Source organism: Pantoea sp. EKM21T (genome assembly GCF_011800405.1).
GTDB lineage: Bacteria > Pseudomonadota > Gammaproteobacteria > Enterobacterales > Enterobacteriaceae > Pantoea > Pantoea agglomerans.
In genome coordinates, this window is record NZ_JAALFV010000002.1 from 31,071 (window position 1) to 57,852 (window position 26,782).

A 26,782-nucleotide genomic window follows, 5' to 3' on the forward strand; every position below is an offset into this window, starting at 1 on the left:
ATGGATTTCCAACAATTGCAGCGCGATTTGCTGCTGAAACGCTGGCGTGATCTGCGTCAGCTCGGGCAGCCGCGAAGCGCCTGCGGACCTACTAATCGAATCAGCGATGTTGCGGGCGTGCGTGTCGGACATTGCACGCTGAATGAAAGCGAAAAGCAGACTGGCGTAACCGCTATCGTACCGCCGGGCGACAACCTGTTTCTCACGCCGCTGCCGTGTGGGGTGGAGGTCCTGAACGGCTTTGCGAAACCCGTCGGACTGGTTCAGATAGAGGAGCTTGGCGTGCTTCAGACGCCGATTCTGCTCAGTAACACGCTGGCGGTCGGCACGCTGTTTACCACGCTGGTGCGGGATGCCATCAGTCGTAACCCGGAACTGGGACGAACACTGCCCACGGTCAATCCGCTGGTGCTGGAGTGCAACGATGGCTGGCTGAATGATATCCAGGCGCTGGCCATCACTGAAGCGATGGCGCAGGAGGCATTGCAGACGGCCTCAGCGGACTTCGCGCGCGGCAGCGTCGGCGCGGGGCGCGGGATGAGCTGTTTCAGCCTGAAAGGGGGCATCGGAACCGCCTCGCGGGTTATTCCCTCGCTCAACGCCACGCTTGGCGTGCTGGTGCTGGCCAATTTCGGCGCACTGGAGGCATTAACGCTCGATGGCGTTCGGGCTGGCGAGATGATTGCGCCGCTGCTGGCCGGGGAGACGCCGCAGCTGGATGCCGGTTCTGTCATCATCATCATGGCGACGGATGCACCGCTGGACGCACGTCAGTTAAAGCGCATCGCGAAGCGAGCCGGTGCCGGCCTGGGACGGCTGGGCAGTTACTGGGGCCACGGCTCGGGCGACATTGCGGTGGCGTTTTCAACGCAACCTCTGCCGCAACCGCCACAGGACGACACGCTGGAGCCGCTGCTTGCTGCAGCGGCAGATGCAACCGAACAGGCTGTACTGGATGCTTTGCTGAGCGCTGAGGCTGTTACCGGCTTTCGCGGTCATCATCGCCCCTCACTGACGCAGATTCTGGATAGATTAACTAAATGAAAATTTTTATCTCGGCTGACATTGAAGGCATCGCGGGGGTCATGCGCCCGGAGCAATGTACACCCGGCCACCCGGAACATCAGCTGGCCCGTGGTCTGATGGAGCAGGAAGTGAATGCCGCAATTGAGGGGGCTTTTGCAGGCGGGGCAACGGAAGTGGTGGTGGCAGACAGCCATGCGCAGATGACCAATTTGCGTGCGGAAAATATCGATCCCCGCGCCCGGCTGGTGCAGGGAAAACCCCGTGTCCTGTCGATGGTGGAAGGGATAGAGCAGCAGACGTTCGACGGGCTGTTTCTGGTGGGATTTCACAGCGCAGCAGGTGAACCGGGCGTACTGGCGCATACCATCAACGGCCGGGCATTCTGGCGTATTCATATCAATGGTCTGGTGATGGGAGAAACCGATATTTATGCGGCCGCCGCTGCTGAGCACGGCACGCCATTGCTGCTGGTCACCGGCGACGATCAGTTACAGAGCTGGATTGCGGAACACTACTCAGCAGTCAATTACGTCTGTGTAAAACGCGCCATTTCTCATACCTGCGCGGAATCAATCAGCCCACAAGCGGCACAGCGTGCGATCGCTGCCGCAGCAAGCGCCGCACTGCAACATCCCCCTCAGGTGAGCACGAGCTGCCTGACGGCACCTTACGCTATGCGCCTTCAGGCCACTAAACCGGTGCTGGCCGATCTGTTCAGCCTGATCCCCGGCGTCACCCGCCTGGATGCCGTTACCGTGGCGTATCAGGCGGAGAATATGGAGACGTTAATCAGCTTACTCAGTGCATTCTCCTATCTGGCGAGCACACAGTCATAGCGAACTTATCCCGGGCTGCATGCAACGTCAGCCCGTCAAGCCCGCTGTTCCGGTTCTCCTGAAACCGCGCTGCCAGGCACACGCCTGTAGTGCGGGCTGTGCATGCGTATCTTCCCTCTGACGAGCCAGGATCGCTGCTGGCTTAAATCCGCGCAACCCACGCTGCTGACCAGGGCTCCATTTATTGCACTACGGCAGCACGAACCTCGCTCCCTGCAGGGGCTTCAGTCAGGACTGCCGGGTGCGGATGGGGGCGAGACAGGCAGCTGAGCCTGCACCGGTTTTGCGGTACAGTTTTTGCAACAGGATAATGATTGCTCTCTCACCCTCCGCCTGGACCTGATCGTACAGCCTGTCGGAGAGGCCTTCGTTTTCGGTATTCCATCCAGGGTAAATAGTCATGCGGCTCCGCCATATAGAGGTCTTTCAGGCCATCGTACAGACCGGCAGCATCAGCGCTGCGGCGCGCTTGCTCAATGTTTCGCAGCCGAATATCAGCCGTGTGCTGAATCATGCTGAGCAGCAATTGGGATTTGCGCTGTTTGAGCGACGTATACAGGGAATGAGTGTGACGGCAGAAGGACGACGTCTCCTGCCTGAAATAGACGATCTCTGCCAGCGCCTGCAATCTATCACCCAGCTTACCGAACAGCTGCGGCGGGGCGAAGGGCAGCTAGTTCGCGTCGGCGCGGCTCACGCTTTTGGTCAGATGGTTTTGGCACCCGCATTGGTCACCTGGCGGCAACAGATGGCCTCGGTCAGTGTCGAACTGGTCACCGAGCACTTTAGTACCTTATGCCAGATGATTCTGGATAATCAGCTCGATTTCGCGCTGGTTTTTGGTCAGCAGGTCGATGCGGATCTTCTGGCTGAACCTCTGTTTCAGTCTTCGATGGTCGCGCTGTTACCGCTCAATCACCCCCGTAATGAACCCGTTACGCTTGCGTGGTTATGCAACAATAATTTACTGATGATGCAGGCTCAGGATCCGCTTGGACGCGTACTTCACCGAGCGCTTCGCGATAAAAAACTGAATCCCGCCGTGTCGTTGTCGATTAAAACCTATTCGGTCATTGCGGATATGGTGCTGGCAGGTGGCGGCACGGGCGTCGTGGATCTCTTCACCGCCTGTCGCTATGCCGAACAGCTAAAGCTGCTACCCATTGCGCAACCCTTGCCGTTTGAAGTGATGCTGATTAGCCGCCGTGACCAGCCACAGTCGCAGTCCACTCTGCAGCTTAAGCAGGTGATCCGTAACAGACTGTGGGAGATCGCCCGGCAGTGCGAAGCGCAGTTTATTCGGGGCTGAATAAGTGCCGTGCTTCACCGCTACCCATCCGGCTATTTTGTGAGATGCATCACAAAATTTTTAGAATTTCTTCCTGATTTGAAACCAGGCTCGCTCGCGCATCACTCAACCCTGACGCTGCGGGGTGAGTTGCTCATTTCGCAAGTTATCAACTGACCGGTTAGTGATAACCGGCACAACCTGGCGGAGTGAGAATTATGGATGGAATTAGACGCACACCTTCCCCTGTACATCACGAAACGATTGAAATGCCCACGCGCGGTGGGCCATCAACAACTGAAGTCACTGCTACAACCCCTGCTGCGAGGGCTCGTTCTGCAGAGATTAGCCGTATTACAGCTACTCTGCATAACGCGTGTAAAGGCGGAGAAAACGTGCGTGATTACCTGGTAGGAATCGCTGTCACCCTGCACGATGAATTGCACCAGACGGACGATCAGGTAAAAGATGTCATCAAACTGGCTCACAGCTGTGACACGATGATCATGGCCAAGGCAAAGGGGGCGATTGGAATGACCTATGCCCTTTCCGGTGTACCTGGCGATCTGGTCGGCAAGGGGATAGCTAGCGCAATGAAGCTGGAGCCGGGCACGCCCATGCACAACTTTGTCGCTGGCGTAGCGGGGGGGATGACTGCAGTGGCTTTTAAAGCGGTGCTCACTCGGGTTATCGGTAGCAGCATCCAGGATTCGAGATGGATGCAGGCAGATATGGATGCACTGGAGCCTCTTATGAAAGATGAGGCAGAAAAACGCGAGACATTTGGGCATAAATTAAAAATGACGGCGCTGGGCGGGACGGGCTTTAACGTCCGCAACCCGGTGACGGGTGGAATTTCCAGTGCAACCCAGCTATTACCCGAAAATAAGCCGCGGCCAGAGCCATTGGGGATTATACAGGGTGCGCTCAAGCCGGGTTATGCCATCAACCAGATAGCAGGTTTTGGCCTGACTTCCGCTGCCGGTGCATTGAGTGGAGTTGTGGAAAACTACTACGACAACCTGCACGGCGCGGAGTTTTTATTTGGCCGTAACGACTGGAAGGATCGTTATATGTCGCTGTCCAGCGGGCACACGAATAGTGGCGAGGGGAGCCACTTCGATGCGGTGTGGGAACACGCCAAAGCACCAAAACGTTGGGTTGAAGGCGTTACAACGCTGAGTGCATTAAGTGCGGTAGCCTCTGAGACGATGGAAGCGCTCGGTTTGGGCATCGGAGCGGGGGCGGCACGTGTGACCAAAGGTGGTGCAGAGAAGCTTTTCACCTCCGGCAAGACAAGTGCGGCAGAGACCGCTTTGGATCTGGCGAACAAATCCGGCTTCCGCGTTTCCCGCGAAAGCATTGGCAATGCGGCGGCCCTGGTGCCAAACGCCTATTCTTACCTGCAACAGGGGGTGTTCGGTCTTCTTTATCAGGAGGCTGAGCGAGCAGTGGCAAACAAGCTGCACCCGAAGCCCGCCGACGCGACAGAAGAGGAAGCCCCGGTGAGTTCAGGGGCGAGAACACCTGAAGGCGCGCCAGCACCCAGCGTGGGTACTGAGGCGAGAACCCCGGAAGGCACGCCAGCACCCAGTGTGGGTACCGAGGCGAGAACGCCGGAAGGCACGCCAGCACCGAGTGTGGGTACCGAGGCGAGAACGCCTGCCGGTACGCCAGCACCCAGCGTGGGTACCGAGGCGAGAACCCCGGCCGGCACGCCAGCACCCAGCGTGGGTACTGAGGCGAGAACGCCGGAAGGCACGCCAGCACCCAGTGTGGGTACCGAGGCGAGAACGCCGGAAGGCACGCCAGCACCGAGTGTCGGTACCGAGGCGAGAACGCCTGCCGGTACGCCAGCACCCAGCACCGGTACCCGGGCGAAAGGGCCGTCAGAAGAAGGCGAATCGGACAGCGACAGCGTACATTCGCATAACTCCGGGCCATTACGTAATACCCCGCCTGAGCGTTCATCAGAAATGCGCGCTGCGGGTGATACCTCTGCATGGTGGCACTCGTTCCCGGACCTGGCGAATATCAAAAGCCCACAGCCTGAGAAGTTAACCCAGGCTGACTATGAGGCCATCATCGCCGTCCTTGAAGCTGAAGCAGAGAAGATGAGCGAGCGCATTGCCGAGATGATACCGCTGCCGGACTCCTTACCGACATCATCAGCATCATCAGTGACATCCGGGTCATCTGCGTCATCAGAAGCTGCAGGGCCTGCAGGATCGCCAGAACCTGAAGAAACGAAAAAAGCCTCCTGATACCACACCTTAAAAGCCGCAGCGATGCGGCTTTTTTTTTACGCCGAATTTGCGCTGTCTCACGCGCTGCCCGGAACTCCCGCCTCGCGCTTTCCACTCAATCGTACCCCGGTCATAGCGGGAGAAAGGCGCCAGTCTGGCTGGCGCTAACGATGATGCTTTGTTGAGAGGAGAGAAGAATGAATATCTCGTCAGGTTCGGCTTTCGGGCCGATACAGCCGCAACTGCCTGATTTTAGCGCGCTCGATGAAAAAAATTTAGCCTCGTTTACTCCGCCAGATTCTGGCGCCAGTGGCCAGGCGATTAACTTTGGCAATGATGCCATAAGCGGCACGGATTTCAGTAGTCTCACCGCCACGCCCGACAGTGTGAGCAACCGGGATCCGATGCAGATGCAGCCACTGGGGCCGCAAATAGAGGCATTGCTGCAACTGCTATTAATGCTGCAACAGCTATTCGCTGGTCAGCAGCAAAATAACAGCGCCGGAGCCGGGCGTGGCGGCGGTGTCGATATGCCGGACACCTCAGCAGAAGAGGGGGCTTCGCTCACCGCACCGTTTAATGCCGCGATGCAGCAGCCTGTTAACGCGACTGAATCCGCTTCTGCACAGCAACCGCTAACGGCCAGTACAATGCCACAGCCAGGTACGGCTTCTGATGCTGCACTAAATACGCCTGCCCGGCAGACGCCAGCATCCGGCGGCGTCCCGCTGATAAAAGGCGAGTCGGGGTTACATTTACCTGCCCCGTTACTGGATCATGAGCAGGCGATAATGCGTGCCGCCAAAGAGACTAACCAGGCGCCTGAAGTGCTGGCAGCGCAAATCTGGCAGGAGTCGCGCGGAAAAACAGAGGCGACCACCGTGAACGGCGGTAATGGCCTTTCCGACAGCGGCCTGATGCAGGTTAATTCCAACACCTTCGCCGATCTGCAAAGCAGATACCCGCATCTGCTGGGGCCAGATGCCAGCGCGTCCAGCCCTGAAGACAGCATCATGGCTGGCGCGCTCTATCTGAAAGAGCAGCGGGAGGCTTTTGGGGGCGATCCCGGTGCCGGGTTGCGAGCTTATAACTCAGGCCCGGGGAATGTGAATGTCAACGATCTGACGGATATCTCGAAAACCGGAACCGGCGATCCGACCTATGTTGGAAAAGTGCTCAACTTTGCCGACATTATCTCCAGCGGCAAAGGCACGTTACCTGCATAACGCGCAAAAAAAGTCCCTGTACCGGGTACAGGGACAAACATGAGCAGCCTCAAAATCAGGCAAACGGCGGCGGTTCGTTCTTGCCTTTCCCCCCGCTATTTTCCACCGCAATCTGTACGGTATCGGTCGCTGCCGTGATGCCCCAGCCAATCGGCCCACGCGCCGCGCTCATTCCACCCTCGGCCAGTCCTTTCAGGCCACCGGTAAAGACTTCGCCCACATTGCGGGCTTCGCCAATATTGTTAAAGAAAGGCGCGGCAACAGATTTGAGAATCGGGATGTTCGACAATATTTTGCCGAACTCACCCATGCCCCACTGGAAGTTGTCTTTATTGGTACCATCCATACGAACGTGCGAATCATTCGTCTCCGGCAACTGTTTATTCTCCGGTAGCATCTTCAGACCCTGTTCGGCGATATCCTTCAGTACACCCGCCTCGGTACCGTGGCGCGCGTCACCATCTTTGGTGATGCCCTCTATTTTGTCGTTAGCTGAGATCTCCTTCCGCTCGCTGCCATCACGCGCATTCAGGCCTTTTATGCTGTTTAACACGCAGGCCATGTTATACGCCGCATCAGCACGACTCTTCGGATCTTTATTGGCATCCGTCCAGTCGCCGAAGCGCTCTTTTAGCTCTGCCTGCTTGATATCTTTCTGGTTGCCAAGGTTTTTCAGCACCGGGTTTTCATCAATGATCTGTTCGGCGCTGCGGTTATCACCCGGTGGACGACCCTTCAGATTCTCCTCCGTCGGCCTGACGCGGATGTCATTCTCACTGGTTCGCATGCCATCGCCCGGTGCCTGTGGAATATCTTCACCGGATGTTTCGCTGGCAAATAACGCCGTGGGCACCGTCCCTTCTTCAGCGGCTGCCGGATCGACAAGCGCCCCCAATCCAGCCTGCGTTAAAAGCTGATCAAGCTCCCGGATCGGATCGGACAGGCCCGCCAGCGGCGTTCCGCTCCCACCGGAGTAGCTGATGGGGAGATCGCTGCCCGGGACCGGGACCGGGAACGCGGAGCCGGGCAGGGGAGTGGATAATGGCAGGTTACCCGGCAGTGGCCTGCCGGGTGAAAAAGCGGGGGTTATTCCCCCCCCGCCAGGTATTGGCATAACCATACAAGCCCCCTGAGTTAGCTTTGCGGATTTTTCTGGGAAGATTGCCCCTCACCGCCGCCCAAAAGCCCCTGCAACAATGAAGAAAGCCCTAACAGGGACAGCAGGTTTTGCATCATTCCGCCCTGTTGCCCCCCATTGTCAGTTGCTCCCTGAGCCGGTGCCTGTGGTGCATTACCGCCAGATTCTCCGCTGTCTGCCCCTTTACCTTTATCTATCCCCATCATCTGCTGGAGCAGTTGCTGAAGCATCTGCATCAGCTGCTCAAGCGGATTGCCGCTGTGATTCGTGCCCTGTGAAGGTGCAGGCGTGCCCGGTTGCTCCGGCTGCTGCGCCTTATTACCGCCGCCCAACAGCTGTTGCAGGCCTGTCAGCATCATAATCTGCTGCAGTAAGCCGCCGCCCGACGGGGCGTCAGGCGAGTTTGCACCGTTTGCCTGGTCGTTTTTCTGACTTCCGCCTGAACCGGTCAGCGAAGCCAGTGTGCTCAGGCCGTCAAAGGCATTACTGGCAAAATTGAGCGGGCCTGTTTTCGCATTATTGAGAAAAGGTAACGACGATTTTCCGGGCTGATCAGGTAAGTCAGGTTTACCTGACGGACTCCCCCCGTCTTGCCTGGCATATTTGCCGGAGGCATATCGATTTTGTTCGCGTTTGTAGCCCCACCACCAAATCCTGGAATCTTCATGAATTTATTCCTCAGAGTTAATAAGTCAGCGATTGATTGGGCAGCAACAGCGGTAACATTTTGCAATCCTGATTACTGCCGATTGCACAATTTTACCGTTCAGGCTGATGCTACCTCGCACTGTGAGTGGTAGTTGTCCCGTGATGGTTCCACTAAAAATGTTCCTTTGTGATGCGGGTTCAGATTTATAAAAATCCAGCGGCACCGCCATTAAGAAATTATCATTCTGTTTTTGAAGGTTTTTCTGTGAGTCCTGTAGGGTAATCCTTACCGGTTGAGCGTCTATCCCTACAAGATAATAATCCTGGACTGATAGCGGGGATGACCTGATTGGGTGAGAGTGAGGCCGCGGTAAATTTGTAATTCTTTGCATCAGGCTCTGCTTCCAGAACATCCACAAGTGCTGAACGAGCAGCGCGCCTCATGTAAGGCGCGCTTATGCGAAGCTAATGGAGAATGTATGGTTCGTCTTTACAGGACACAGTCAGGCCACGGGACTGTCGATGAGGAGAGTGAGGATAACGTCTTACGCCAGGTTGATTCCCGCCCGGATGCGGCGGCGGGTTACCCGGAGCCCGTAACCGATATCCATACTCATCTGTATAAGATTTTAAATACGATTGCACCGTTAAACATAGATGTCTTAATCGAGGGAGAAACGGGTACAGGGAAAGATGCACTGGCCCAGCGGCTGTATCAACTTTCCGGCTGTCGTGGCCCGATGGTGCCGGTCAACTGTGCGGCCATCCCGGAGACACTTGCCGAAAGCGAGCTGTTTGGGGTCATGGCCGGGGCGTTCACCGGCGCAACCAGTTCCCGTGCCGGGTATATTGAGAGTGCTAATCACGGCGTGCTGTTTCTGGATGAAATAGACAGTATGCCGCTCACGATGCAGGCTAAGCTGCTGCGTGTACTGGAAAATCGCGCGGTAGAGCGACTGGGCAGCACCAAAAGTATCGGGCTGGATCTGCGGGTGGTTGTCGCCTCGCAAATTCCACTGGCGCAGCTGGTGGCTCAGGGCCGTTTTCGTCGGGATCTCTTCTTTCGCCTCGACACAATTAAAATTGCCACGCCAACCGTGCGATCACGACCGGAGCTGATTTTGCCCATGTTTCGCCAGTTTACGCAGGAGGCGGCGCTGCGTCTGAATCAGCCTCTGCCGGCAGGATCGCTCGCGCTTGATGAGACCCTGCTGCTGCATAGCTGGCCGGGAAATATCCGCGAGCTGAAAGCGGCGGCAGAACGCTTTGTGCTGGGCTTACCGCCGCTGTGCTGCGAGATAAAGCAGGAAGGGCGCGTGTTATTAAAAGACAGAATGCGGCGCATTGAGCGCAGCCTGATCCACGACTGCCTGAACCGGCACGACAATCGTATCGATGATGTCATTCTTGAGTTAGGAATTCCCAGGCGCACCCTTTATCACCGCCTGAAGTTGTTAAAACTTACCGCCTGACATGTCGCCCACCTCTCTTGCCGTGGGCCAGCAGGCTTTATCTGCATAAATATTTTCTTTGCGATGGAACCGGATAGCTTCATTGATTACTTAATGAATGCAACACCCAACTACAACCTATCATCAACGCGAGGAATGACTATGTCAGGTGCTAGCTTACTTTCCAACGGGATCACCAACGCAGCTTCTGCTTACACTCAGGTTGCCGGTGCTTACAACGGTGCGAAATATATGGTCCGTTCGCAACAGGCGATGGATAAGATGCAGGAAAACCAGGCCGATAAAATGGATCGCGATGTAGAGTTCCAGCGCATTAACGGCATCGCCGAAAGTAATGCGCAGGCCGCGTCAGCCGCAGCCCAGGTCAAAATTCAGTACTAATCGACTCCGGCAGGGAGGTGTTTTTTTGTCTCCCTGCTCTCTAATCCCACAGGAGTTTTACTGATGAAAGTCTCTCAATCTTCCTTGCTCACTTCAGAACCGGTTCCGTCAGTCGAAATGTACCAGGAAGCACCGTCGGCGGAAGATATTCAATGGTTTAATGCAAAGCTTAATGGCCCTGCGCCTGACAGCAGCCAGATGAGCTCTTCAGAGCCTGGCGTGGTCGGCAATATTCTGCAATCGCTGAGCGGCAACCAGCGTGCGCAAAAAGAAGCCTTTAACGATCTCAGAGTCGCTTCGCGGTCATCCAGTGCGGAAGATTTCTCCCGCGCCAATGCGCAGCTCTCTGATTACTATATCGAGAGTCTGATGAACGCCAAAGTGATCGCCAAAACCGTTCAGTCAGTCGATAAACTCAGCAACCTGCAGTGAATCTTATGAATGGCGCTGTCATTAAATGCTTCTGTGCTCTGTGCCTGGCGCTGCTGCTTACCGGCTGCGGTGATCAGACTCAGTTGCACAGCGGACTGTCAGAAAACGATGCCAACGATGTGGTGGCAGAACTGAGCCGCTTTAAGATTGAGGCGGATAAACAGGTTTCTAAAGAGGGGGTTAGCGTTAGCGTCGCGCGCAGTGACATTGAGCGGGCGGTGAATATCCTCAATGCCGCCGGACTACCTCATCAGGCGCGAACCAGCCTTGGCGCGGTTTTTCAGAAAAGTGGTGTTATCTCCAGTCCGCTGGAGGAGCGCGCCCGCTATATCTATGCGCTGTCACAGGAGGTAGAAGCGACACTGTCACAAATTGATGGCGTCGTGGTGGCGCGTGTGCATGTCGTATTGCCCGAGCGTATCGCCCCCGGCGAGCCGGTACAGCCCGCTTCCGCCTCGGTATTTATCAAATATCATGAAAACCTCGATCCGGACAGTATCGAACCGCGCATTCGCCGGCTGGTGGCAACCAGCATTCCGGGGCTGGGCGGGCGCGATGACCGCGATCTGGCGATTGTCTTTGTCCCGGCGAAAGCCTGGCAGGATAAAATTGAAATGGTGCAACTGGGGCCGTTTCAGCTTAGCCCGGAACGTTACGGGATGGTCAAGATAGTTACAACATGCCTGGGAGTGCTGCTGCTGTTACTGGTGGCAAATGCATTCATCCGTCAGGCTCTGAGTCGTAAGCGCCTGGCTGCACAGGCGAAGTGATTGATTATGCTCAACGCTGCGCCTGATGAGGAAATTGCCCTGCGCTGGTTGCGCTGGTGGCACGCTGACTTTTGGTTACAGGCTGATGAAAGCTGGTGTACCCAGCCACTGGCCCGGTTGTCTGCGCCTTTACAGAGGCACTATCTCCGCCAGCATGCCTCGTGCTGGCACCACACACTGGGTGTACCAGGCGAACTGGTCGCGCCGGAGCCGATGGTGCTGGCCATCAGCGACTTAAGCTGCGAACAGCGCGCGCAACTGTTGATTTTAGTCGCGGAAATTTGCGCCGGAGCCATGCCGCTACCCGCAGAGCTAAAGATCTGGTTGCGGCGTCTGGCGAAAGGAATGCGCATTGAGTGCTGGCTGCCCGCCGGGCTTTTCACTACTGGCGGCAGCGCCGACAGCCTCTGTCTGCTGCAGGCGTTATTTCCGGCTATCTGGCCGCGCCTGCGGCTACTCTTCCCTGTAAGCGACGCGCCGGTAAACCCGGCACTTTCACTGCCTGGCCATCGTCTGCGTCCTTTATGGGAAACGGCGCTCTGGCAGGTGCAACAACATTCGGGAGAGACGCGCGATGTGGAAACTTAAAAGCCTGCATCTGCAGGGCGGCAGCGCCTCACCGGGTAATGTGCTGCGCCGCGAGGAAATTGCGCTCAGGCTTGAAGCGGCTTCCATTATCGAGCTGGCCCATAAACAGGCGCAAACGATCCGCGAGCAGGCACGCGCCGAGGCACAAGCCGAAAGGGCGGCCAGCCAGCGCGAATGGGAAGCCCGGTTCTGGCAGCAGGCGCAGACGCTCTTTGCGGACTGGCAGGAACAGCGTGCAGCCGAAGAGACGCAACTGGTGTTGCTCGCTGGAAAGGTTCTGAACGAGGCACTGCAACACCTGCTCGATGAGGTGGATGATGAGCGCCGTTTTCACGCGTTGCTCAGACAGTTGTTGCGTCACTATCCGCGTCAGCAGCAGGCGACGCTGTATTGCGCCAGCGGGCAGGAGCAGGAGATTAACGGCTGGCTGGTCGCGCAGCCGCAGCTTCGCTGGACGCTGTGCGCCGACCCGGCGCTTGAGCCAGATCGCTTGCGGCTTATTACCGACGCAGGCGAGCTGATGGTTAACTGGCGGACGCTGTACCAGCAGCTCGCGCCAGCGCTGGCAGAAGAGAATGCATAAAAAAAGCAAAAACAGTGGAACTGCTTCGCTTGTCGCGCCACTTAACAGGGGTGTCCAACAAGAGGAGTCAATATCATGAGTTCCAGCGATCTGTTACAGCGTCAGTTATCTTCCAACTCAAACCGCAAACATCATGAAGCCTATCAGTTTGCCCGCGATGTTTCGGGCGAATCGTTCAGCATTGCGGATATGTATGCTTTCCAGAATCGCCTGCAGGATATGTCCAACGCCAGCTGGGCAAGTTCGCAATACACCCAGTTCAGGTTTGGTATCCGTAAAGCGATCATCGACGCTGTTAACTAAGCCCCTGTCATCAAGGAGTCAGGCGTGTTTACGTTTTCTTTTCCGGGCCGCCTGCTGGCGGCCATTACCCTGCTGCTACTGAGTATGGGCATCACAAACGCTCGTGTACCGGATGAGTGGAAGAATGGTGCGTATGCCTATTCGGCAGATAATACCCCGCTTAATATTATTCTTGACGATTTTGCCAGCAGCTTTGGTGTTGAGGTCAATCTTGGCACGCTGGGCGACAGCAATGTCACCGGTAAACTGCGCGCAGACAGCCCGGAAGCGTTCCTTAATCGCCTGGCGCTTGAGTATCGCTTTCAGTGGTTTGTTTATAACAACACGCTCTACGTCAGCCCGCAGGCAGCGCAAACTTCCCAGCGTATTGAGATTTCCCCGGAAGCCGCGCCGGATCTGAAAGAGGCGCTGCGCGGTGTCGGCCTGCTGGAACCCCGCTTCGGCTGGGGCGAACTGCCGGATGAAGGCGTGGTATTGGTGACCGGTCCGCCGGAGTATGTGCGCCAGATAACGGAATTTGCCCGTAAATCGGAAAGCAAACCTGAAGCCGGGGCCAATAAAGATATGATGGCATTCCCGCTGCGTTATGCGGCCGTGGCGGACCGCACCATTCGCTATCGCGATCAGGAGCTGCTGGTGCCGGGGGTGGCCACCATTCTGAATGAACTGCTGGGTCAGTCCAGCAACGCCTCTTCCGGAAGAATGTCATCAGGCCAGGGAGAGGATGAACAGGTATCACGTGAACAGTCGCAAAGTGTTTTAAACGAGCTGATTAATCGCAATATGCCGGCCTCCGGACGTAAAAAGGCGCCTGTCAGCAGTCTGGCGGGTAAAGTATCAGCGGATGTGCGTAACAACCTGCTGCTGGTGCGTGACGATCCGAAAACCCGGGACGCTTATCAGGCATTAATTAACGCCATTGATGTTCCGCAAAAGCTGATCGAAATTGATGCAGTGATTGTCGATATCGACCGCAGCGCGCTGAAACGCTTCTCCAGCAACCTGGCCGGTCAGTTTGGCAGTGTCGCCAGCGGCGCCAATATGCTCTCCGGTGCCAGTACACTGTTTGTGACCGATTTCCAGCGTTTTTTTGCCAGTATCGAAGCGATGGAGGGGGAAGGGACGGCATCCATTATCGCTAACCCCACTATCCTCACGCTGGAGAATCAGCCCGCGGTGATTGATTTCAGCGATACTGCCTTTATACGCGCCATTGGCGAGAGGGTGGCGGATATTCAGTCTGTCACCGCAGGCACCAGCCTGCGGGTGACGCCACGCGCAATCACCACTTCACAAAAATCGGCTATCCAGCTCATTGTTGATGTGGAAGATGGCAAGCTCAATAAAGATGATGAGGGCGATGCGCAGGGAACCCATAACGCAGCGGTCAGCACCCAGGCGCTGGTGGAGGCGCGACGCTCTCTGGTTCTGGGCGGGTTCCATTCCAAAGAGACGGGCGACCGTGAGCGACGCATCCCGATCCTCGGCAGTATTCCGCTGATCGGCAAGCTCTTTACCTCAACGCGCTATGAGACCTCCCAGCGTGAGCGGCTGTTTATTATTACGCCGCATTTAATTGGTGACCAGGTCGATCCGACCCGGTATATCGCTGCCGAGTCGCGCGAACAGCTTAATAGCGCGATGGATGAGGTGACTAATCGTCATAAGTACACCGACGTCAAAGGGATGGTGGAAGGCGCGATGCGCGACCTGGCGCTGAACCGTGTGCCAGCGGGGATGACCAGCGGTGGCACGGGCCAGACGCTTTCCTCCCTGTGCCGCATTTCGGGCGCTTTCGGGAGCGATTTCCGTCGCCATCAGTGGTACGGCAATAGCAGCGTACAAATAACCGTTGGGGTGATCACCAACAACACCCAGCAGACGCAGCGTTTTGATGAGAGTCTGTGCCGCAGCGACCGCACGCTGGCGGTAGCGGTCTGGCCGCGTGGAGAACTGCGTCCGGGTGAATCGGCGGAGGTATTCGTCGCATTTGATAGCAATGCTCCGTCACGTCCTTCTCGCGCTTCGCTGCTCTCTTCAGCAGGCGGTGCACCGGCCAAAAACCTCTACTGAGCTGATAAGGAAAAAGCATGTTAGTGAGAATAATTGTGCTTACCGCCGCCGCGCTGGTGCTGAGTGCCTGCGCGCGGCCGCAGGGCGGATGTAATGACGTGGGCTGTCGCCCCTCTTCAGACCTGCATAACCTGACCATCTGGTGGCAACCACAACTGCGTAATGGCCCGAACGACTACACGCGGATAACGGTAGATAACTAATCACGTTTCGGCAGTCCCAGGCCCCGGCTGATCGCTGGGGCCCTATTTTAGCGAGAATCGACCATAGCTATTCACCTTCCGTTTCCGGGAAGCCTGTGTGCGGCGCACTCTTTGCCCGCATGCCAGTGCTGGTAATGCTATTCCATTACGTCAGTTTTCCTGCAGCAAACCGCAGGCGGCTCTGTTATCAGCAACCGCTTGCCGGTTTCACCCCGGCGACTTTTAGCGCTTTAATACTGGCTTTTATTCAGCAGGCCCGTGAGATGCAGATGTGACTGCCTGATAAGATAGTGCGGAGTTACCCTCCGCACTATTCTTCCCGAATCTCAATCACCTCATCCAGATAGTGATCCTCCAGCTCCCGCAGCAGACGATAGACGTGCGCGACGGCATTTAACGTTTCGCGTGGAACATAAGCGCCTTCCCGCGTGGTGCGCCACAGAGTGCGGGTGAGCCAGATAAAGCGGATAACCGGTCTCTTTTTACGCTGCGCCTCTTCAATTAATGCCCGCGCCTCTTCATCGCAAGCCTTAAACAGCAGACGCGGCAGCGGCGTTTCATCCGGGCGATAATAGAGACCGACGGCAAAATGGGTGGGATTAACCAGCAACACATCCGCGTCTTCCACGTTAATCTCACGGGCAGGCACCGGCTCTTCATTCAGGATCTCCTGAGCCAGCTGACGGCGGTGGCCTTTCATATGCGGATCGCCTTCGCTCTGCTTAAATTCGTTTTTGATATCTTCATGACTCATACGCTGCTGTTTGAGGAAGAAATAGCGCTGAATACCAAAATCGAACAGGCTGATTATTAGCATCACCATCAGCACCCGACGTGACACCTTCATAAACAGCGCCATCACCCCCTGCCAGAAACCGTTGAGATCGCCAAGCGCCAGCTGAGCAAGGCCACCGAGGTCCGGCATGATCGCCTGCCATACCACCAGGCCTATCACCACCGCTTTAAAGATGCTGGTCAAAAGCTGGGTAAACTGGCGGGCGGAAAACATATTCTTCAGGTGATTAAACGGGTTAAGCGCATCCGGTTTCGGTGCCAGCGCTTCGGTGGAGAAGAGTGGGCCGAACTGCACCCAGCCGCCCACCACCCGCAGCAGCATGGCAATGGCGCACGCGATGCCCACCAGCACCAGCATTACGGTGACGCTATCACTTATTACTTCCTCCATCGCGTGATCGAATGGGTCGCGCAGACGCGTTAACGGCAGCAGCATCATCGCCTGCAACCGCTGCATCCCGGTATCCACCATAGCAAACAGGGTCTCAAGGATACCGATTGAGATAAGCAGCTTAGGGATATCCTGGCTCTGGCTGACCTGGCCTTTTTTGCGCGACTCTCTGAGTTTTTGCGGTGTAGCGTCTTCGGTTTTTTCGCTCATGGCGCGCTCCCGGCTGAAGGGGCAAATATCTGCGACAGGACAGGGATAAGATCGCGCAGTTCATACAACCGCGCATTACCCAGATGGTCCAGCAGTGGCAGATAGAGGATAAAAAACAACATGCCGAGCAGGCATTTCAACGGAATTGTCAGGGCAGTCGCCTGTAGCTGTGGGCTATAGAGACTCATCACACCGATGGCAAAATCGAGCAGCAGCATCAGCGCCACCGGCGGCCCGGCATAAAGCACCATATCGCTGAAGATTTTCCCCAAAAGCGTAAGCCAGACGTGAAAACCTGCCTCTGCGGGGAAAGGTATCCACTGGGTGGCGGACCAAAGATGATAGCTGTCCCAGATCACCTGGGTGATGGTCGATAATCCCAGCCCTGTGACCAGCAGCAATATCAGCACCTGCTGCATTAACTTACCCAGAGGCGTCACATCCGGCCCCAGTTGGGGGTTAATTTGCCCACCCATTAAGGCACCCCGCTGGTTATCGAATAACGCACCGACAGACTCATACAGCCAGAAAGGCAACGCCAGCAACAATCCGAGCAGGGTGCCTATCATCAACTCTTTGAGTACCAGCCCTGCCAGCGCCATCATTGTCGGCTCAAGCACATCAATTTGTTCTTTGATGCCTGGGGCGATAAACAGCGCCAGCGCCACAGCAATGGCGGTTCGCAGCAGCCCTTTTATGACGCTAAAAGAGAATATCGGTGTCAGTAACAGGCAGGGAAAGATGCGCGCCATGCCAAGTCCCAGCGCGAGGATGGCATGAAACGTATCGGTGAGTGGGTAACCTGTCAGCATCAGGAACTGACCGTTGACATCATCGCAAACGCCGCCTGCGCCAGCTCCATCAGTTCAACACCGACCCAGCGCCCGGTAAGCGCCAGCGTCAGGCCGACCGCGATAAGTTTGATGCAGAACGGCAGGGTCTGATCCTGCAACTGCATCGCGGCCTGCACCAGTGAAATAATTACCCCGGAGATCACTGCCACCAGCAGCGGCGGCGCGGAGAGGATAACCACCAGCAATAACCCCTGGCGAAACAGCGTCAGAATATCCATGATGACCTCATAAATAGCTGTAGAACAGGCCGTCGAGCAGCCGCGTCCAGCCGCTGATGAGCACAAACAGCAGGATCTTCAGTGGCAGCGAAACGGTCATCGGCGACACCATCTGCATCCCGAGCGCCAGCAGGATATTCGAGACGATCAGGTCAACGACAATAAAAGGAATAAAAATCAGAAAGCCGATTTTGAAACCGTTCTGCAGCTCCGATAGCACGAAGGCCGGGATAATGAGCAGCATATTTTCGGGGGTGACCGAATCTGCCATTTTCTTTGGCCACATACGCTGGGCATTTTCCTGCAGATGGATGACAATGTCCGGATCGGTATTTTTATGCATAAACGTTTTCAGCGGTTCGATACCATTAGCGGCGGTATATTCGAGCCGCTCCATACTGCTGAAATCGACAGGGATCGCTTTCAGCCTGTCGGTCATATCGCTAAATACCGGCGCCATAATAAATAGCGTTGCCGCCAGCGCAATGCCGTTGAGCGCCATTGTTGGCGGCACCTGCTGCACGCCCATCGCGTTGCGCGTCAATTGCAGCACCATCGTAATTTTCAAAAAGCTGGTACAGATAATGAGCATCATCGGCAGCAGTGCCAGTGCGCCGAGAAACAGCGCCAGCATAATCGGGTTGAGTGGCCCCATCTCCATCGGAATCACCTGTTCACATCCCCGACGCTCGCCACGCCCGGCAGCATGTGAGTAATCTGCAACCCCAGACGTCCTTCGACATCGACCAGTTCGCCTTTCGCCAGCGGAAACTCGCCGTGACATAGCAGTGCTTCACCGGGCACGACGTTTTCGACCGTGACCGTCGAGCCAACATCCAGACGATTTAACTCACCCAGGGTAAGTCTGAGATGGCCGCAGCGCACGGTCAGGGCCAGCGGCAGCGCATCAAAAGGTGATGCCACAGGCGCCGTTGTTTCAGTCAGGCCTTCATCCGCTTGAGGTGTATCGGCAGGCAGATTATCTTCGGGGGTCACATTCATGTAACTATTCTCCAGACGGGTAATAAGAAAACGGGCAGGATGCCCCTCCCCGAACAGCAATTCGCCCTTAAGGTGCAATTGCGCAAGGCGAAGCTCGCCGCGACCGGTCGGGAAAAAATACGAGGTAGCAGGGAAAATCACATCACCGGGGCGAAGTGTGCGTAACTGCGAGGGAGCAAACGACACCGCACCCAGTTCTATCGGCAGCGATAACGGCAGGGCGCTGCAAAGCGGTGCAGGGAGCGGAGCCCAGCCAGGCTGGTTTAACAACGCCGCCAATGTGGCGGGCGCAAGATATAACTGACTTTGCGCCTGCGCCTCACCGATCGTGACGCTAATCGCAAGCCACATCCCCTCAACCGGTGCGCAGAGCGCGTCCTGCGGCGTCAGGTCGCCAAATAGCGCGCGCAATGCCGGGCTGAGATGCTGGTTAAAGAGCGGCCAGTACCAGTCAGCGCACGCCCCGGGTTCTGGCAGCAGCGGGCAAGTGGAAAACAGACTCAGCAGCGCTTCGCTCTCCGCCAGAGATAACCCTCCCGCCTTGCATGAGAAGCTCTGCGTCGGTGGCCGCTCGCCGGGGGGGGCGAGCCGCAGCTGAAGCTCACCCGCTTCGCCTGCAAGGGTAAAAGGATAGCCAAGGCCGTGGCCGATACGCTGGCGCAGGCTGGCTTCTTCGCGCGGCAGAGTGCGCAGGGATAAGGGTTTCATTCCCGGCCTCCGCGCTGCTCAAAACGCAGGCGCACAGCGCAGGCCATCCGGCGGCGCAGGGACTTCCGGCAGCGTTCCTGATGGGCGGCCATCATCGTCATGGCAGGTGGCGCAAAACGCAGGCTGATATCCCAGCCCGCGGCAAAAGGACTCAGGCGGGCATCCACTTCGCCTAAAAGGGGCAGCAGTAGCGTCATCGATATCGGGCCAGCAGGCTGATTTTCTGCCATGGCGCACAGGGGGGGCTCCAGTTGTTGCCAGGCCCTGGCCGGAGAAGCGGGAGCCACATGCTCATGGGATAACTGTGACCCAAAAGAGGGGGAGCCTTCCCAGGGTATGATAAGCGGTTGCGGCAGTTCGCTGGGGATGAGCAACAGCGCGTCGAACAGCGAACCCTCTTCGCGAAACGGCTCGGTGCGGGATTTACGCTCGGATGTCGCGACGTCTGAAGGTCCGGTCTGCGGCGAACGGCGCTGCACCTCCGGCCGTGCAGGCGGCGCTGGATTATTTTGCGGGGGGTGGGGTAAGGCTGTCATCGTAATGCCTCGCTGTGCGCCATCAGATATTCCAGTTTTTCCACATCGCGCAGACGCGCCTGTGTTTGCTGCTGTGTGTGCTGCACCTGTTGTTGTTGCATGACCTGCTGTGCGCGGCACTGTTGCAACTGATTACGCTGCCCACTCACCGCGTCGCTGGCCTGGCGCTCCCGGGCCAATCCTCCGACCAGACGCTCCTGTTTTTGCAACCCCGACTGGTGGTGTCCGGCAAAGCTATCGCGCAGTTGCTGATAATGCTGTTGTGCGGCTTCAAGCTGATGTTCCGCCTCGGCTGACTGACGTTGCGTTTCGCACAGCGCCTGCTCCGCTTGCCGTTGCAACCGTTCGCAGCGGCGTAAGCGCTGGCGGCGAATTGGCAGCAGCAGAGAGAAGGCCTGCTGCAATTCAGCGCTGCCCTCATCAGTCGTGATGTCGTGATCAGGTAGCGGATGACGGCGCATGCTGGCTTACCTCCGCTAAGTAATGCAGTGTGTCGTCATATCCGCAGGGCGCGTGCATCGCCTGTTGCAGATAGCCATTTATCGCCTCCTGAGCCGATACTGCCGCATCGGTCATGGCATCATGTCCCGGCTGGTATTCTCCCAGGCGGATTAACATTTCTACCTGCTGCCAGGCGGACATCATGCGGCGCAGCTGCGTGGCGTCGCGGCTATGCTCGCGAGTCGCAACGTTGCTCATGGTTCGGCTCAGGCTTGCCAGCACATCAATAGCCGGGTAGTGACCGCGCTCCGCCAGACGACGGGTCAGCACAATGTGGCCATCAATCAGGGATCTCACTTCGTCCGCGACCGGATCGTTCATTGAATCGGCTTCAATCAGCACGGAATAGAGGGCGGTGATGGCCCCCCGTGAGGTCTGTCCTGCGCGCTCCAGCAGGGTGGGTAATAAGGTATAAACCGAAGGCGGCAGCCCGCCGCGACCCGGTGGCTCGCCCAGCGCAAGGCCGATTTCACGCTGGGCGCGGGCAAAGCGGGTCAGGGAGTCGAGGATTAACAGCACGTTCTTACCCTTATCGCGCCAGGCTTCGGCGATGGCAGTGGCAGTAAAAGCGGCCCTGGCGCGTTCCATACTGCTGCGATCGGAGGTGGCGCAGATGAGCACCGTACGGCTGCGCAGCGCCTCATCCAGTTCGTGGTCAAGAAACTCGCGCAATTCGCGCCCACGCTCGCCAATCAAACCAAAGACAATGACATCGCAGGGCGTATTACGGGCAATCTCTGCCAGCAGGGTGGTTTTCCCGCAGCCCGCGCCGGCGAAGATCCCCACCCGCTGTCCCACGCCCAGGGTCAGCGGGCCATCAATGGCGCGAATGCCGGTCGGCAGCGGCGTATCGATGCGCGGACGATCGGTGGGTGCCGGGGCATCGCCCAGTACGCCTACCGCATCATCCACCGTACCGGGCAGGGCGAACGCGCCAGGCTGGCCTGCATCCAGTGGACGGCCAAAGCCGTCAAGTACGCTGCCGAGCAGGGCGTCGGACACCACAATACTGTGTGGCAGGCGCAGCGGAACCACGCGCGCGCCCCGGGCTATGCCGTCGAGCTGGCCAAGGGCGGAGAGCAGCGTGTGCTGCGGGTTAAAGCCGACCACCTCTGCCAGCACGCTTTGCCCGTCATCCCGGGCGATCTGGCAGAGATCGCCAATCCGCGCCTGAGGCAGGCTACTTTCAAGCAATATCCCGCTGATCCCGGTAATGCGACCAAAGCTTTCGACCGGCGAAAAGCAGGTCAGCCGCCGCCGCTGCTGCTGATACCACTGCTCCAGTGTCATCGTCATTACCAGCTCACCTTAATGTTATCGCGCCCGTTAAACTCGATCTGGGTACTGGTAATCGCCACCAGCCGCAGGTTGTCTACTTCATCGCCGATAAACAGACGCTGCCCATCATCAGTGACAATATTGGCGCGGCTACCGGTGGTGATTTGCACAATGCGAAACGGCAGTCTGACCTTCAGCAGCCTGACCTGGTTATCCAGCGGGATATCGCTGGTGTACGTTGCGTTAAAGCGCTCCAGCATTCGTTTATAGATTTGCATCTGTGGCTTACTGAGGCGGCCTGTAAGACGCAGTCGCTGATTATGCATGTCAACTTTCACGAGGCTCGCCAGATCGCGTTCGCGCAACATTTTCTGTAACGGAGCCTGCAATTCTGCGGGAGTACTCAGTGGCCGGGAGGAGGTGACCTGAGTCTGGGCTACGGTGGGCTGCAAAACCCAGCTCATTACTGTCAGAGTGAGCAGCAACATCAGGCTCCAGACCAGCGTGCGGATGCTGCGGGTGAATATCCCTTTACGTGCAGCGACCGGGGGTATGGCCTCATTCGGTGCTTCAGCAGTTTCTTCTGGCATAGAAGGGGTGGCAGGCGGCATACAGGCGGCCCACGGCGTGTCGATACGCGCGACGCAGAGCCAGACGTCAGCGACCTGAAAAGGTTCTTCACTATTAATGGCATAGGCTTCCCCGCCGTGCGGTTGTGCCAGCCACCGGGTCTCTTCCCGGCGCAGCTCGCACTGGCGGGCAGCAACGCGAGCATCGCTAAGCATCAGATCGGCCTCATCGGCGTGGCCAATCAGCCATTTATCACCGAAGAGGGGTAACGCGGCGCCTAAATGCAGGCCAGACAGCACGCGCAGTTCGAACATGGTTAACTCTCCCACGTGGTAAGTGAGTAAGCGGCCGGATCGAGCTCTATACGGCCCAGCACATTTACTGCGAGTTTGGGTTGCAGCTCTGCAAACGAGAGCACCGGCACATAGTGGAACTCTTCCTGAATAAGCCCGCGCATCGGGCTGCGCAAATCCTGGGCGACCAGCAGCACCGCGCTTTCCGGGGTGTCAACCGGGAATGCGTTGGCGATGAGCGGGAGAATGGCGCTGATCTGCTCATGGGTTAGCGCAAAGAACAGATCGTTTTGCGTCTGACGAAGCGAGTCACGCAACTGTTCTTCCAGTTCCGGTGTCAGCAGCCAGACATGCAGGCCGTCCGGACGGGCATACTGGTAACAGAGGTGATTTTTTAACGAAATGCGCACCTGGTCGGTCAGCAGCCAGATGTCGCGCTCATGCTGCCCATGCTCGATCAGCGCTTCGGCAATTGCCCGAACCGATCGCAGCGGAATACGTTCTGAAACCAGTTTTTGCAGGACGCTGGAGAAACGTGAGAGGGGCATCACGCGCTGTAACTCCTGCGACAGCTCCGGCTGCTCTGATTCCAGCCAGCTCACCAGCGCGCGGGTTTCCTGGAGACCAATAAAATGCGGGCTGCTGGCGTGAATAGCGTTCTCCATGCGCTTTACCAGGATTTCGCGCGCCGTCCAGCGCTCGACCTCTTCGTTTTGCAGCAGCGGATGATCCGCCGCCAGCCAGATAAGATCGCCTTCCTGACGCTGCTCGTCGCCCTCTGCCACGCTTTCCCTGTCGGTTGACGCGATCTCGTCCAGCCAGCGGCGTTTCACCGCCCGATGCGACACGTTAAATGTCCCTTTTACTTTCGGGATTTCATAAACCGAGAAGCGAAACTCATCTTCCGTCTGCTGGTCGAGAAACTCGATATCGAACGCTGGCAGGGTAAAGCCGAAGTGGTAAACGATACGGTTACGCAGCCGGCGAATATCCTGCACCAGCTCCAGCATCTCCGGATGGCCGCGCCATGAGGACGAGAAATTGATCAGATAAGGTCGTGTTGGGTTGAACTGACGTAAATCCTCCTTGCCGTTCAGCTCAGGGGGAATGACCTCATTTTCCATTTGCGGCTGCGCAAGGCTCAGGGTCTTTCTGACACGCCAGATCTGAAAACCGCCGCTAATCATCGTCAGCGCGGCCAGCAGCAGAAAAATTGCCGTTGGCATACCTGGCAGCAGGGCAAAGCCCACCATCCCCATTGAGGAGAGCAGCCAGGCTTTCGGCTGGCTGGTTAACTGCTCGGCAATCTCGCGGCCGATATTATTGTCAGCCGTCTGCTCATTGTCGGACGAGACGCGGGTAATCAGCATCCCGGCGGTCAGCGAGATCAGCAGCGCAGGGATCTGTGCAATCAGTCCGTCACCGATGGTCAGAATCGAGTAGATATGCATCGCTTCGCCAGCAGGCATGCCCAGCTGCAGCACGCCAATACTGATGCCGCCAATCAGGTTAATCACGACAATCACCAGCCCGGCGATAGCGTCACCTTTAACAAACTTCATCGCGCCATCCATCGCCCCGAATAACTGACTCTCTTTTGCCAGTTCATTACGCCGGTTTCTGGCCTGTACCCCATCAATCAGTCCGGCGCGCAGATCGCTGTCGATGGACATCTGTTTACCTGGCATTGCATCAAGGGTAAAACGCGCAGCCACTTCGGCTACCCTTTCGGAACCTTTGGTAATGACCAGGAAGTTCACCACAGTCAGGATCAGGAACATCACCATCCCTACCGCAAGGTTGCCGCCCACCACAAAGTTACCGAAAGCCGCCACCACATGGCCCGCATCCTGCTGAATTAAGATCTGGCGGGTGGTGGAGATAGAGAGTGCCAGGCGGAACATGGTGGTGAGCAGCAGCACGGCGGGAAAGGTTGAGAACGCCAGCGGCTTAGGCAGATACATGGCCAGCACGACCAGCAGAGATGACAGGCAGATATTCACCGCTATCAGCGCATCAATTAATGGCAGCGGTAAGGGAATAATAAGCATAAACACCAGCGCCATGGCAAAAGCCGCACCGACCACTTCGGAGCGTTGCATGGCGCTGATCGCGATTCGATTCAATATGTGAAACAGGGTATTCATCTTTGTTGCCTCACGACGCAGCGTTTCGGTTGCGGCGTTGCTGTTGCTGCTCAGTTTTAGTGACGTCCGTAATCATGCCGCGCAGCAGTTTTAACGCGTTGTCACGATTTTCCTGAGCGGGCCACAGCGAGGCTGGCACGCCGTGCAGGAGCGGAAAAAGCGAACTAAAAAAGAGCGGCAGATGTTGCCTGTTCTGGCCGACAATCTCGTCTGCCAGCCCGGTAAAATCACTCTGATAAGCGCCGTTATGGCTGATTTGCAACATCCGGCGTGCCAGAGTCAGGCTGTTCATGGCAACACTGGGCAGTTTGCTGCGCATACGCTGCAAAAAGGCAGTGCTGTCGCTCAGCGTCTGGCTTATCCCGGCAGCATCGCGCAGTCCGCGGTGGATACGTCCGAGGGTAATAACGCTGATTGAGGGGGCAAGTGCGGCGATATCATCCGCCAGCGCGCGCTGCAGAGTACGCAGCGTCGGGATCAGATTACGCGAGCCGATCAGCTCCAGCAGCATATCCAGCATCCTGGTTGCGGACTGCTGGTGGACGATGCTGTCGTAATAGAGGTTGCGCAACGACTGTTTACGCTGCGGATCGCGGGTATACCCGGCGATGGCTGACGCCGTGTTGTTGCCTGCACGAATGGTCTGGCCGTGGGTCTGCTGTAGCTTATCCAGCTGGGCCCCGGCCAGCCCGGCCAGTTCCCCGTCGCCTTTATCCTGTGCCTGTTCGCCGATCACACGCAGTAGCAGGGCGGTGCGCGCCGGATCGCCGCCGGTCTTTTCCAGAAGTGTGTCGCTATCCGGCGGCGGATTCTGGCGCAGGGCGGCACGTAGCCACGCCATCTGCTCCAGCGTTTGTTGTTCATCGCCGCCGTCGAGTAGGGAAAATAGTGCATTCAACTCTCCGACTTTGCTGAGCGCATGTTTGCCACGCTGCTGGTTCCGCGACGCATTACGGCGGTCCTGCGCCTTTTGCCTGCGTTCCATCTTTTCACTGAACGCGGCGCCCATTTCTTCCATCGCGTCATTCAGTGAGGTTTCACGCGCGCGGACATTATCCGGCACGTCGTTTTTACCTGCTGTCTGTGGCGTGTTTTTATGCAGAGCTTTTAGCGAGTGCGCCAGCGCCGGTATCGCATGTTGTATTTTGAGCATCGCCAGCCATCCTCAATGGTTATTACTCTCTTTCTGTGTCAAATAACGCTTACCGGTTCCGAAAAAAGCGGTAAAAAAAAGTGGAAATAATTTCATCCGGAAATCAGTGCAATTTTTTGCATTATTCATCGATAAGGAAGGGTAAAAACTGTCTCAGATAATTCTGTATGGAGAATTAATTGTTTTCATAAACAGCAGCTTATTTGTTGAGCAGCAGATGGCATATCTCTTGCTATGTAACGAAATCAATTGCTACTAATGAGAGAGATAAGAAAATGATTAATTCAACGCTCGTATCCGCTGTCGCAGAGTCACCCTTAGCAATTAACGTAAACTGGGATGAGATCTTCGTTACGCATAATAAGAAGCTGTTAAATTTCATTCGAAAACGTATTGCCAGCCATGAAGATGCTGATGACATCCTGCAAATGACCTGTCTGGAAGTGTTGTGTAATCGCCATAAGTTTCGCGGCGCATCCCGTCCGGAAACGTGGGTATTTGGCATCGCAGTTAATTTGATTCGCAACTACTACAAATCAAAACAGATCCACTATCTGTTTGATAATCTTAATGATGAAGTTATCGCCGATCTGCTGCTGGATAATGATCCCAGCGATCTGACGGAAAACAGGCAATTACTGAGTCATACGCTGGCATCCCTCGAAATTTTACCGAAAGACGTCAGGGTGATGCTGTCTATCCTTGTGGAGGAGGAGGGCAGCTATCAGGATATCGCTCAGCAGTTAGAAATCCCGGTAGGCACCGTGCGCTCTCGGCTCTCACGCGCGCGGGAAACATTAAAGGGGAGAATTTACGCCTGAATATGGGCCTGCGAAAAATGGCAATTTAACTGCTAAGCTTATCAGCTCGTTAATATTTAGCGGGTTATGACTATCATGCCGTCGGAACGTTA

General features: G+C 56.7%; 29 protein-coding genes. 15 read left to right on the forward strand and 14 right to left on the reverse strand.

Annotated elements, in window-relative coordinates:
* The 5 genes from HFD87_RS03645 to HFD87_RS03665 all read left to right on the forward strand — a co-directional run bounded on the left by HFD87_RS03645 (position 1) and on the right by HFD87_RS03665 (position 6,622).
* Positions 1–1,044 (forward strand): P1 family peptidase, encoded by a 1,044-nt coding sequence (locus HFD87_RS03645; protein ID WP_167422955.1) that lies wholly within the window; start codon positions 1–3, stop codon positions 1,042–1,044.
* Positions 1,041–1,862: a M55 family metallopeptidase gene (locus HFD87_RS03650; protein WP_167422956.1), complete on the forward strand. Its 822-nt coding sequence runs from the start codon at positions 1,041–1,043 to the stop codon at positions 1,860–1,862. Before HFD87_RS03645 ends, HFD87_RS03650 begins: the two co-directional genes overlap by 4 nt.
* Positions 1,863–2,262: 400 nt before the next feature.
* Entirely contained in the window at positions 2,263–3,171 is a 909-nt protein-coding gene (locus tag HFD87_RS03655; protein WP_010669961.1) for a LysR family transcriptional regulator, read from the forward strand.
* Between the two features lie 374 nt (positions 3,172–3,545).
* On the forward strand, positions 3,546–5,414 hold the full coding sequence (locus HFD87_RS03660; RefSeq protein WP_167422957.1) for a hypothetical protein: 1,869 nt from the start codon (positions 3,546–3,548) through the stop codon (positions 5,412–5,414).
* Between the two features lie 179 nt (positions 5,415–5,593).
* Positions 5,594–6,622, forward strand: a complete 1,029-nt coding sequence (locus HFD87_RS03665; protein ID WP_167422958.1) for a transglycosylase SLT domain-containing protein — start codon at positions 5,594–5,596, stop codon at positions 6,620–6,622.
* A gap of 55 nt (positions 6,623–6,677) precedes the next feature.
* Here the strand turns inward: HFD87_RS03665 and HFD87_RS03670 are convergent, their stop codons facing one another.
* The 3 genes from HFD87_RS03670 to HFD87_RS22920 form a co-directional block, all read right to left on the reverse strand.
* Positions 6,678–7,742 carry a hypothetical protein gene (locus HFD87_RS03670; protein ID WP_167422959.1) on the reverse strand — a complete coding sequence of 355 codons (1,065 nt, stop codon included), beginning with the start codon at positions 7,740–7,742 and terminating at the stop codon, positions 6,678–6,680.
* A gap of 14 nt (positions 7,743–7,756) precedes the next feature.
* Positions 7,757–8,119: a hypothetical protein gene (locus HFD87_RS22915; RefSeq protein WP_243207458.1), complete on the reverse strand. Its 363-nt coding sequence runs from the start codon at positions 8,117–8,119 to the stop codon at positions 7,757–7,759.
* 107 nt (positions 8,120–8,226) lie between these two features.
* Positions 8,227–8,427, reverse strand: coding sequence for a hypothetical protein (locus HFD87_RS22920; RefSeq protein WP_243207459.1), 201 nt, complete (start codon positions 8,425–8,427; stop codon positions 8,227–8,229).
* A gap of 460 nt (positions 8,428–8,887) precedes the next feature.
* Between HFD87_RS22920 and HFD87_RS03680 the strand changes: the two genes are divergently transcribed.
* The 9 genes from HFD87_RS03680 (at position 8,888) to hrpT (ending at position 15,213) form a co-directional block, all read left to right on the forward strand.
* Positions 8,888–9,880: a sigma 54-interacting transcriptional regulator gene (locus tag HFD87_RS03680; RefSeq protein ID WP_167422960.1), complete on the forward strand. Its 993-nt coding sequence runs from the start codon at positions 8,888–8,890 to the stop codon at positions 9,878–9,880.
* A 141-nt stretch (positions 9,881–10,021) separates the two neighbouring features.
* Positions 10,022–10,261 (forward strand): hypothetical protein, encoded by a 240-nt coding sequence (locus HFD87_RS03685; protein WP_010245940.1) that lies wholly within the window; start codon positions 10,022–10,024, stop codon positions 10,259–10,261.
* Positions 10,262–10,324: 63 nt separating this feature from the next.
* Complete coding sequence (locus HFD87_RS03690; protein ID WP_010669966.1) at positions 10,325–10,693, forward strand: EscI/YscI/HrpB family type III secretion system inner rod protein; 369 nt, start codon at positions 10,325–10,327, stop codon at positions 10,691–10,693.
* A gap of 5 nt (positions 10,694–10,698) precedes the next feature.
* Positions 10,699–11,463, forward strand: coding sequence for a type III secretion system inner membrane ring lipoprotein SctJ (gene sctJ, locus HFD87_RS03695; RefSeq protein ID WP_167422961.1), 765 nt, complete (start codon positions 10,699–10,701; stop codon positions 11,461–11,463).
* 6 nt (positions 11,464–11,469) lie between these two features.
* Entirely contained in the window at positions 11,470–12,051 is a 582-nt protein-coding gene (locus HFD87_RS03700) for a serine kinase (RefSeq protein WP_228312667.1), read from the forward strand.
* A complete protein-coding gene (sctL, locus tag HFD87_RS03705) occupies positions 12,038–12,634 on the forward strand; it encodes a type III secretion system stator protein SctL (RefSeq protein WP_045140440.1) in 597 nt (198 codons plus the stop codon). The genes HFD87_RS03700 and sctL overlap by 14 nt, the downstream gene beginning before the upstream one ends.
* A gap of 75 nt (positions 12,635–12,709) precedes the next feature.
* Positions 12,710–12,937 (forward strand): hypothetical protein, encoded by a 228-nt coding sequence (locus HFD87_RS03710; protein WP_010245930.1) that lies wholly within the window; start codon positions 12,710–12,712, stop codon positions 12,935–12,937.
* Between the two features lie 24 nt (positions 12,938–12,961).
* Positions 12,962–15,010, forward strand: a complete 2,049-nt coding sequence (gene sctC, locus HFD87_RS03715; protein WP_010669970.1) for a type III secretion system outer membrane ring subunit SctC — start codon at positions 12,962–12,964, stop codon at positions 15,008–15,010.
* 17 nt (positions 15,011–15,027) lie between these two features.
* Positions 15,028–15,213, forward strand: a complete 186-nt coding sequence (gene hrpT, locus HFD87_RS03720; RefSeq protein WP_010669971.1) for an HrpT family type III secretion system protein — start codon at positions 15,028–15,030, stop codon at positions 15,211–15,213.
* A 310-nt stretch (positions 15,214–15,523) separates the two neighbouring features.
* On the opposite strand, the gene sctU is transcribed toward hrpT, so the two are convergent.
* From sctU to sctW, 11 genes are read right to left on the reverse strand one after another with little or no spacing between them, the layout of a single operon-like run.
* Positions 15,524–16,609: a type III secretion system export apparatus subunit SctU gene (sctU, locus tag HFD87_RS03725; RefSeq protein WP_033771566.1), complete on the reverse strand. Its 1,086-nt coding sequence runs from the start codon at positions 16,607–16,609 to the stop codon at positions 15,524–15,526.
* Entirely contained in the window at positions 16,606–17,421 is an 816-nt protein-coding gene (gene sctT / locus HFD87_RS03730; RefSeq protein ID WP_010245919.1) for a type III secretion system export apparatus subunit SctT, read from the reverse strand. The genes sctU and sctT overlap by 4 nt, the downstream gene beginning before the upstream one ends.
* Positions 17,421–17,681 carry a type III secretion system export apparatus subunit SctS gene (gene sctS, locus HFD87_RS03735; RefSeq protein WP_010245915.1) on the reverse strand — a complete coding sequence of 87 codons (261 nt, stop codon included), beginning with the start codon at positions 17,679–17,681 and terminating at the stop codon, positions 17,421–17,423. Before sctS ends, sctT begins: the two co-directional genes overlap by 1 nt.
* A 7-nt stretch (positions 17,682–17,688) precedes the next feature.
* On the reverse strand, positions 17,689–18,342 hold the full coding sequence (gene sctR / locus HFD87_RS03740) for a type III secretion system export apparatus subunit SctR (protein ID WP_010669972.1): 654 nt from the start codon (positions 18,340–18,342) through the stop codon (positions 17,689–17,691).
* A 5-nt stretch (positions 18,343–18,347) separates the two neighbouring features.
* Positions 18,348–19,391: a FliM/FliN family flagellar motor switch protein gene (locus HFD87_RS03745; protein ID WP_033771567.1), complete on the reverse strand. Its 1,044-nt coding sequence runs from the start codon at positions 19,389–19,391 to the stop codon at positions 18,348–18,350.
* On the reverse strand, positions 19,388–19,927 hold the full coding sequence (locus tag HFD87_RS03750) for a type III secretion system HrpP C-terminal domain-containing protein (RefSeq protein ID WP_167422962.1): 540 nt from the start codon (positions 19,925–19,927) through the stop codon (positions 19,388–19,390). Before HFD87_RS03750 ends, HFD87_RS03745 begins: the two co-directional genes overlap by 4 nt.
* Positions 19,924–20,388 (reverse strand): hypothetical protein, encoded by a 465-nt coding sequence (locus HFD87_RS03755; protein ID WP_029519026.1) that lies wholly within the window; start codon positions 20,386–20,388, stop codon positions 19,924–19,926. The genes HFD87_RS03750 and HFD87_RS03755 overlap by 4 nt, the downstream gene beginning before the upstream one ends.
* Positions 20,366–21,724 (reverse strand): type III secretion system ATPase SctN, encoded by a 1,359-nt coding sequence (gene sctN, locus HFD87_RS03760; RefSeq protein ID WP_305848811.1) that lies wholly within the window; start codon positions 21,722–21,724, stop codon positions 20,366–20,368. The genes HFD87_RS03755 and sctN overlap by 23 nt, the downstream gene beginning before the upstream one ends.
* Positions 21,724–22,590, reverse strand: coding sequence for an FHA domain-containing protein (locus HFD87_RS03765; RefSeq protein ID WP_159226355.1), 867 nt, complete (start codon positions 22,588–22,590; stop codon positions 21,724–21,726). The genes sctN and HFD87_RS03765 overlap by 1 nt, the downstream gene beginning before the upstream one ends.
* Before the next feature lie 2 nt (positions 22,591–22,592).
* Positions 22,593–24,716: a type III secretion system export apparatus subunit SctV gene (gene sctV, locus HFD87_RS03770; RefSeq protein WP_167422963.1), complete on the reverse strand. Its 2,124-nt coding sequence runs from the start codon at positions 24,714–24,716 to the stop codon at positions 22,593–22,595.
* A gap of 10 nt (positions 24,717–24,726) precedes the next feature.
* Positions 24,727–25,869: a type III secretion system gatekeeper subunit SctW gene (gene sctW, locus HFD87_RS03775; RefSeq protein WP_167422964.1), complete on the reverse strand. Its 1,143-nt coding sequence runs from the start codon at positions 25,867–25,869 to the stop codon at positions 24,727–24,729.
* Between the two features lie 275 nt (positions 25,870–26,144).
* Here sctW and HFD87_RS03780 point away from each other — a divergent pair, with 275 nt between their 5' ends.
* Entirely contained in the window at positions 26,145–26,690 is a 546-nt protein-coding gene (locus HFD87_RS03780; RefSeq protein WP_010245893.1) for an RNA polymerase sigma factor, read from the forward strand.
* Positions 26,691–26,782 lie beyond the last annotated feature (92 nt).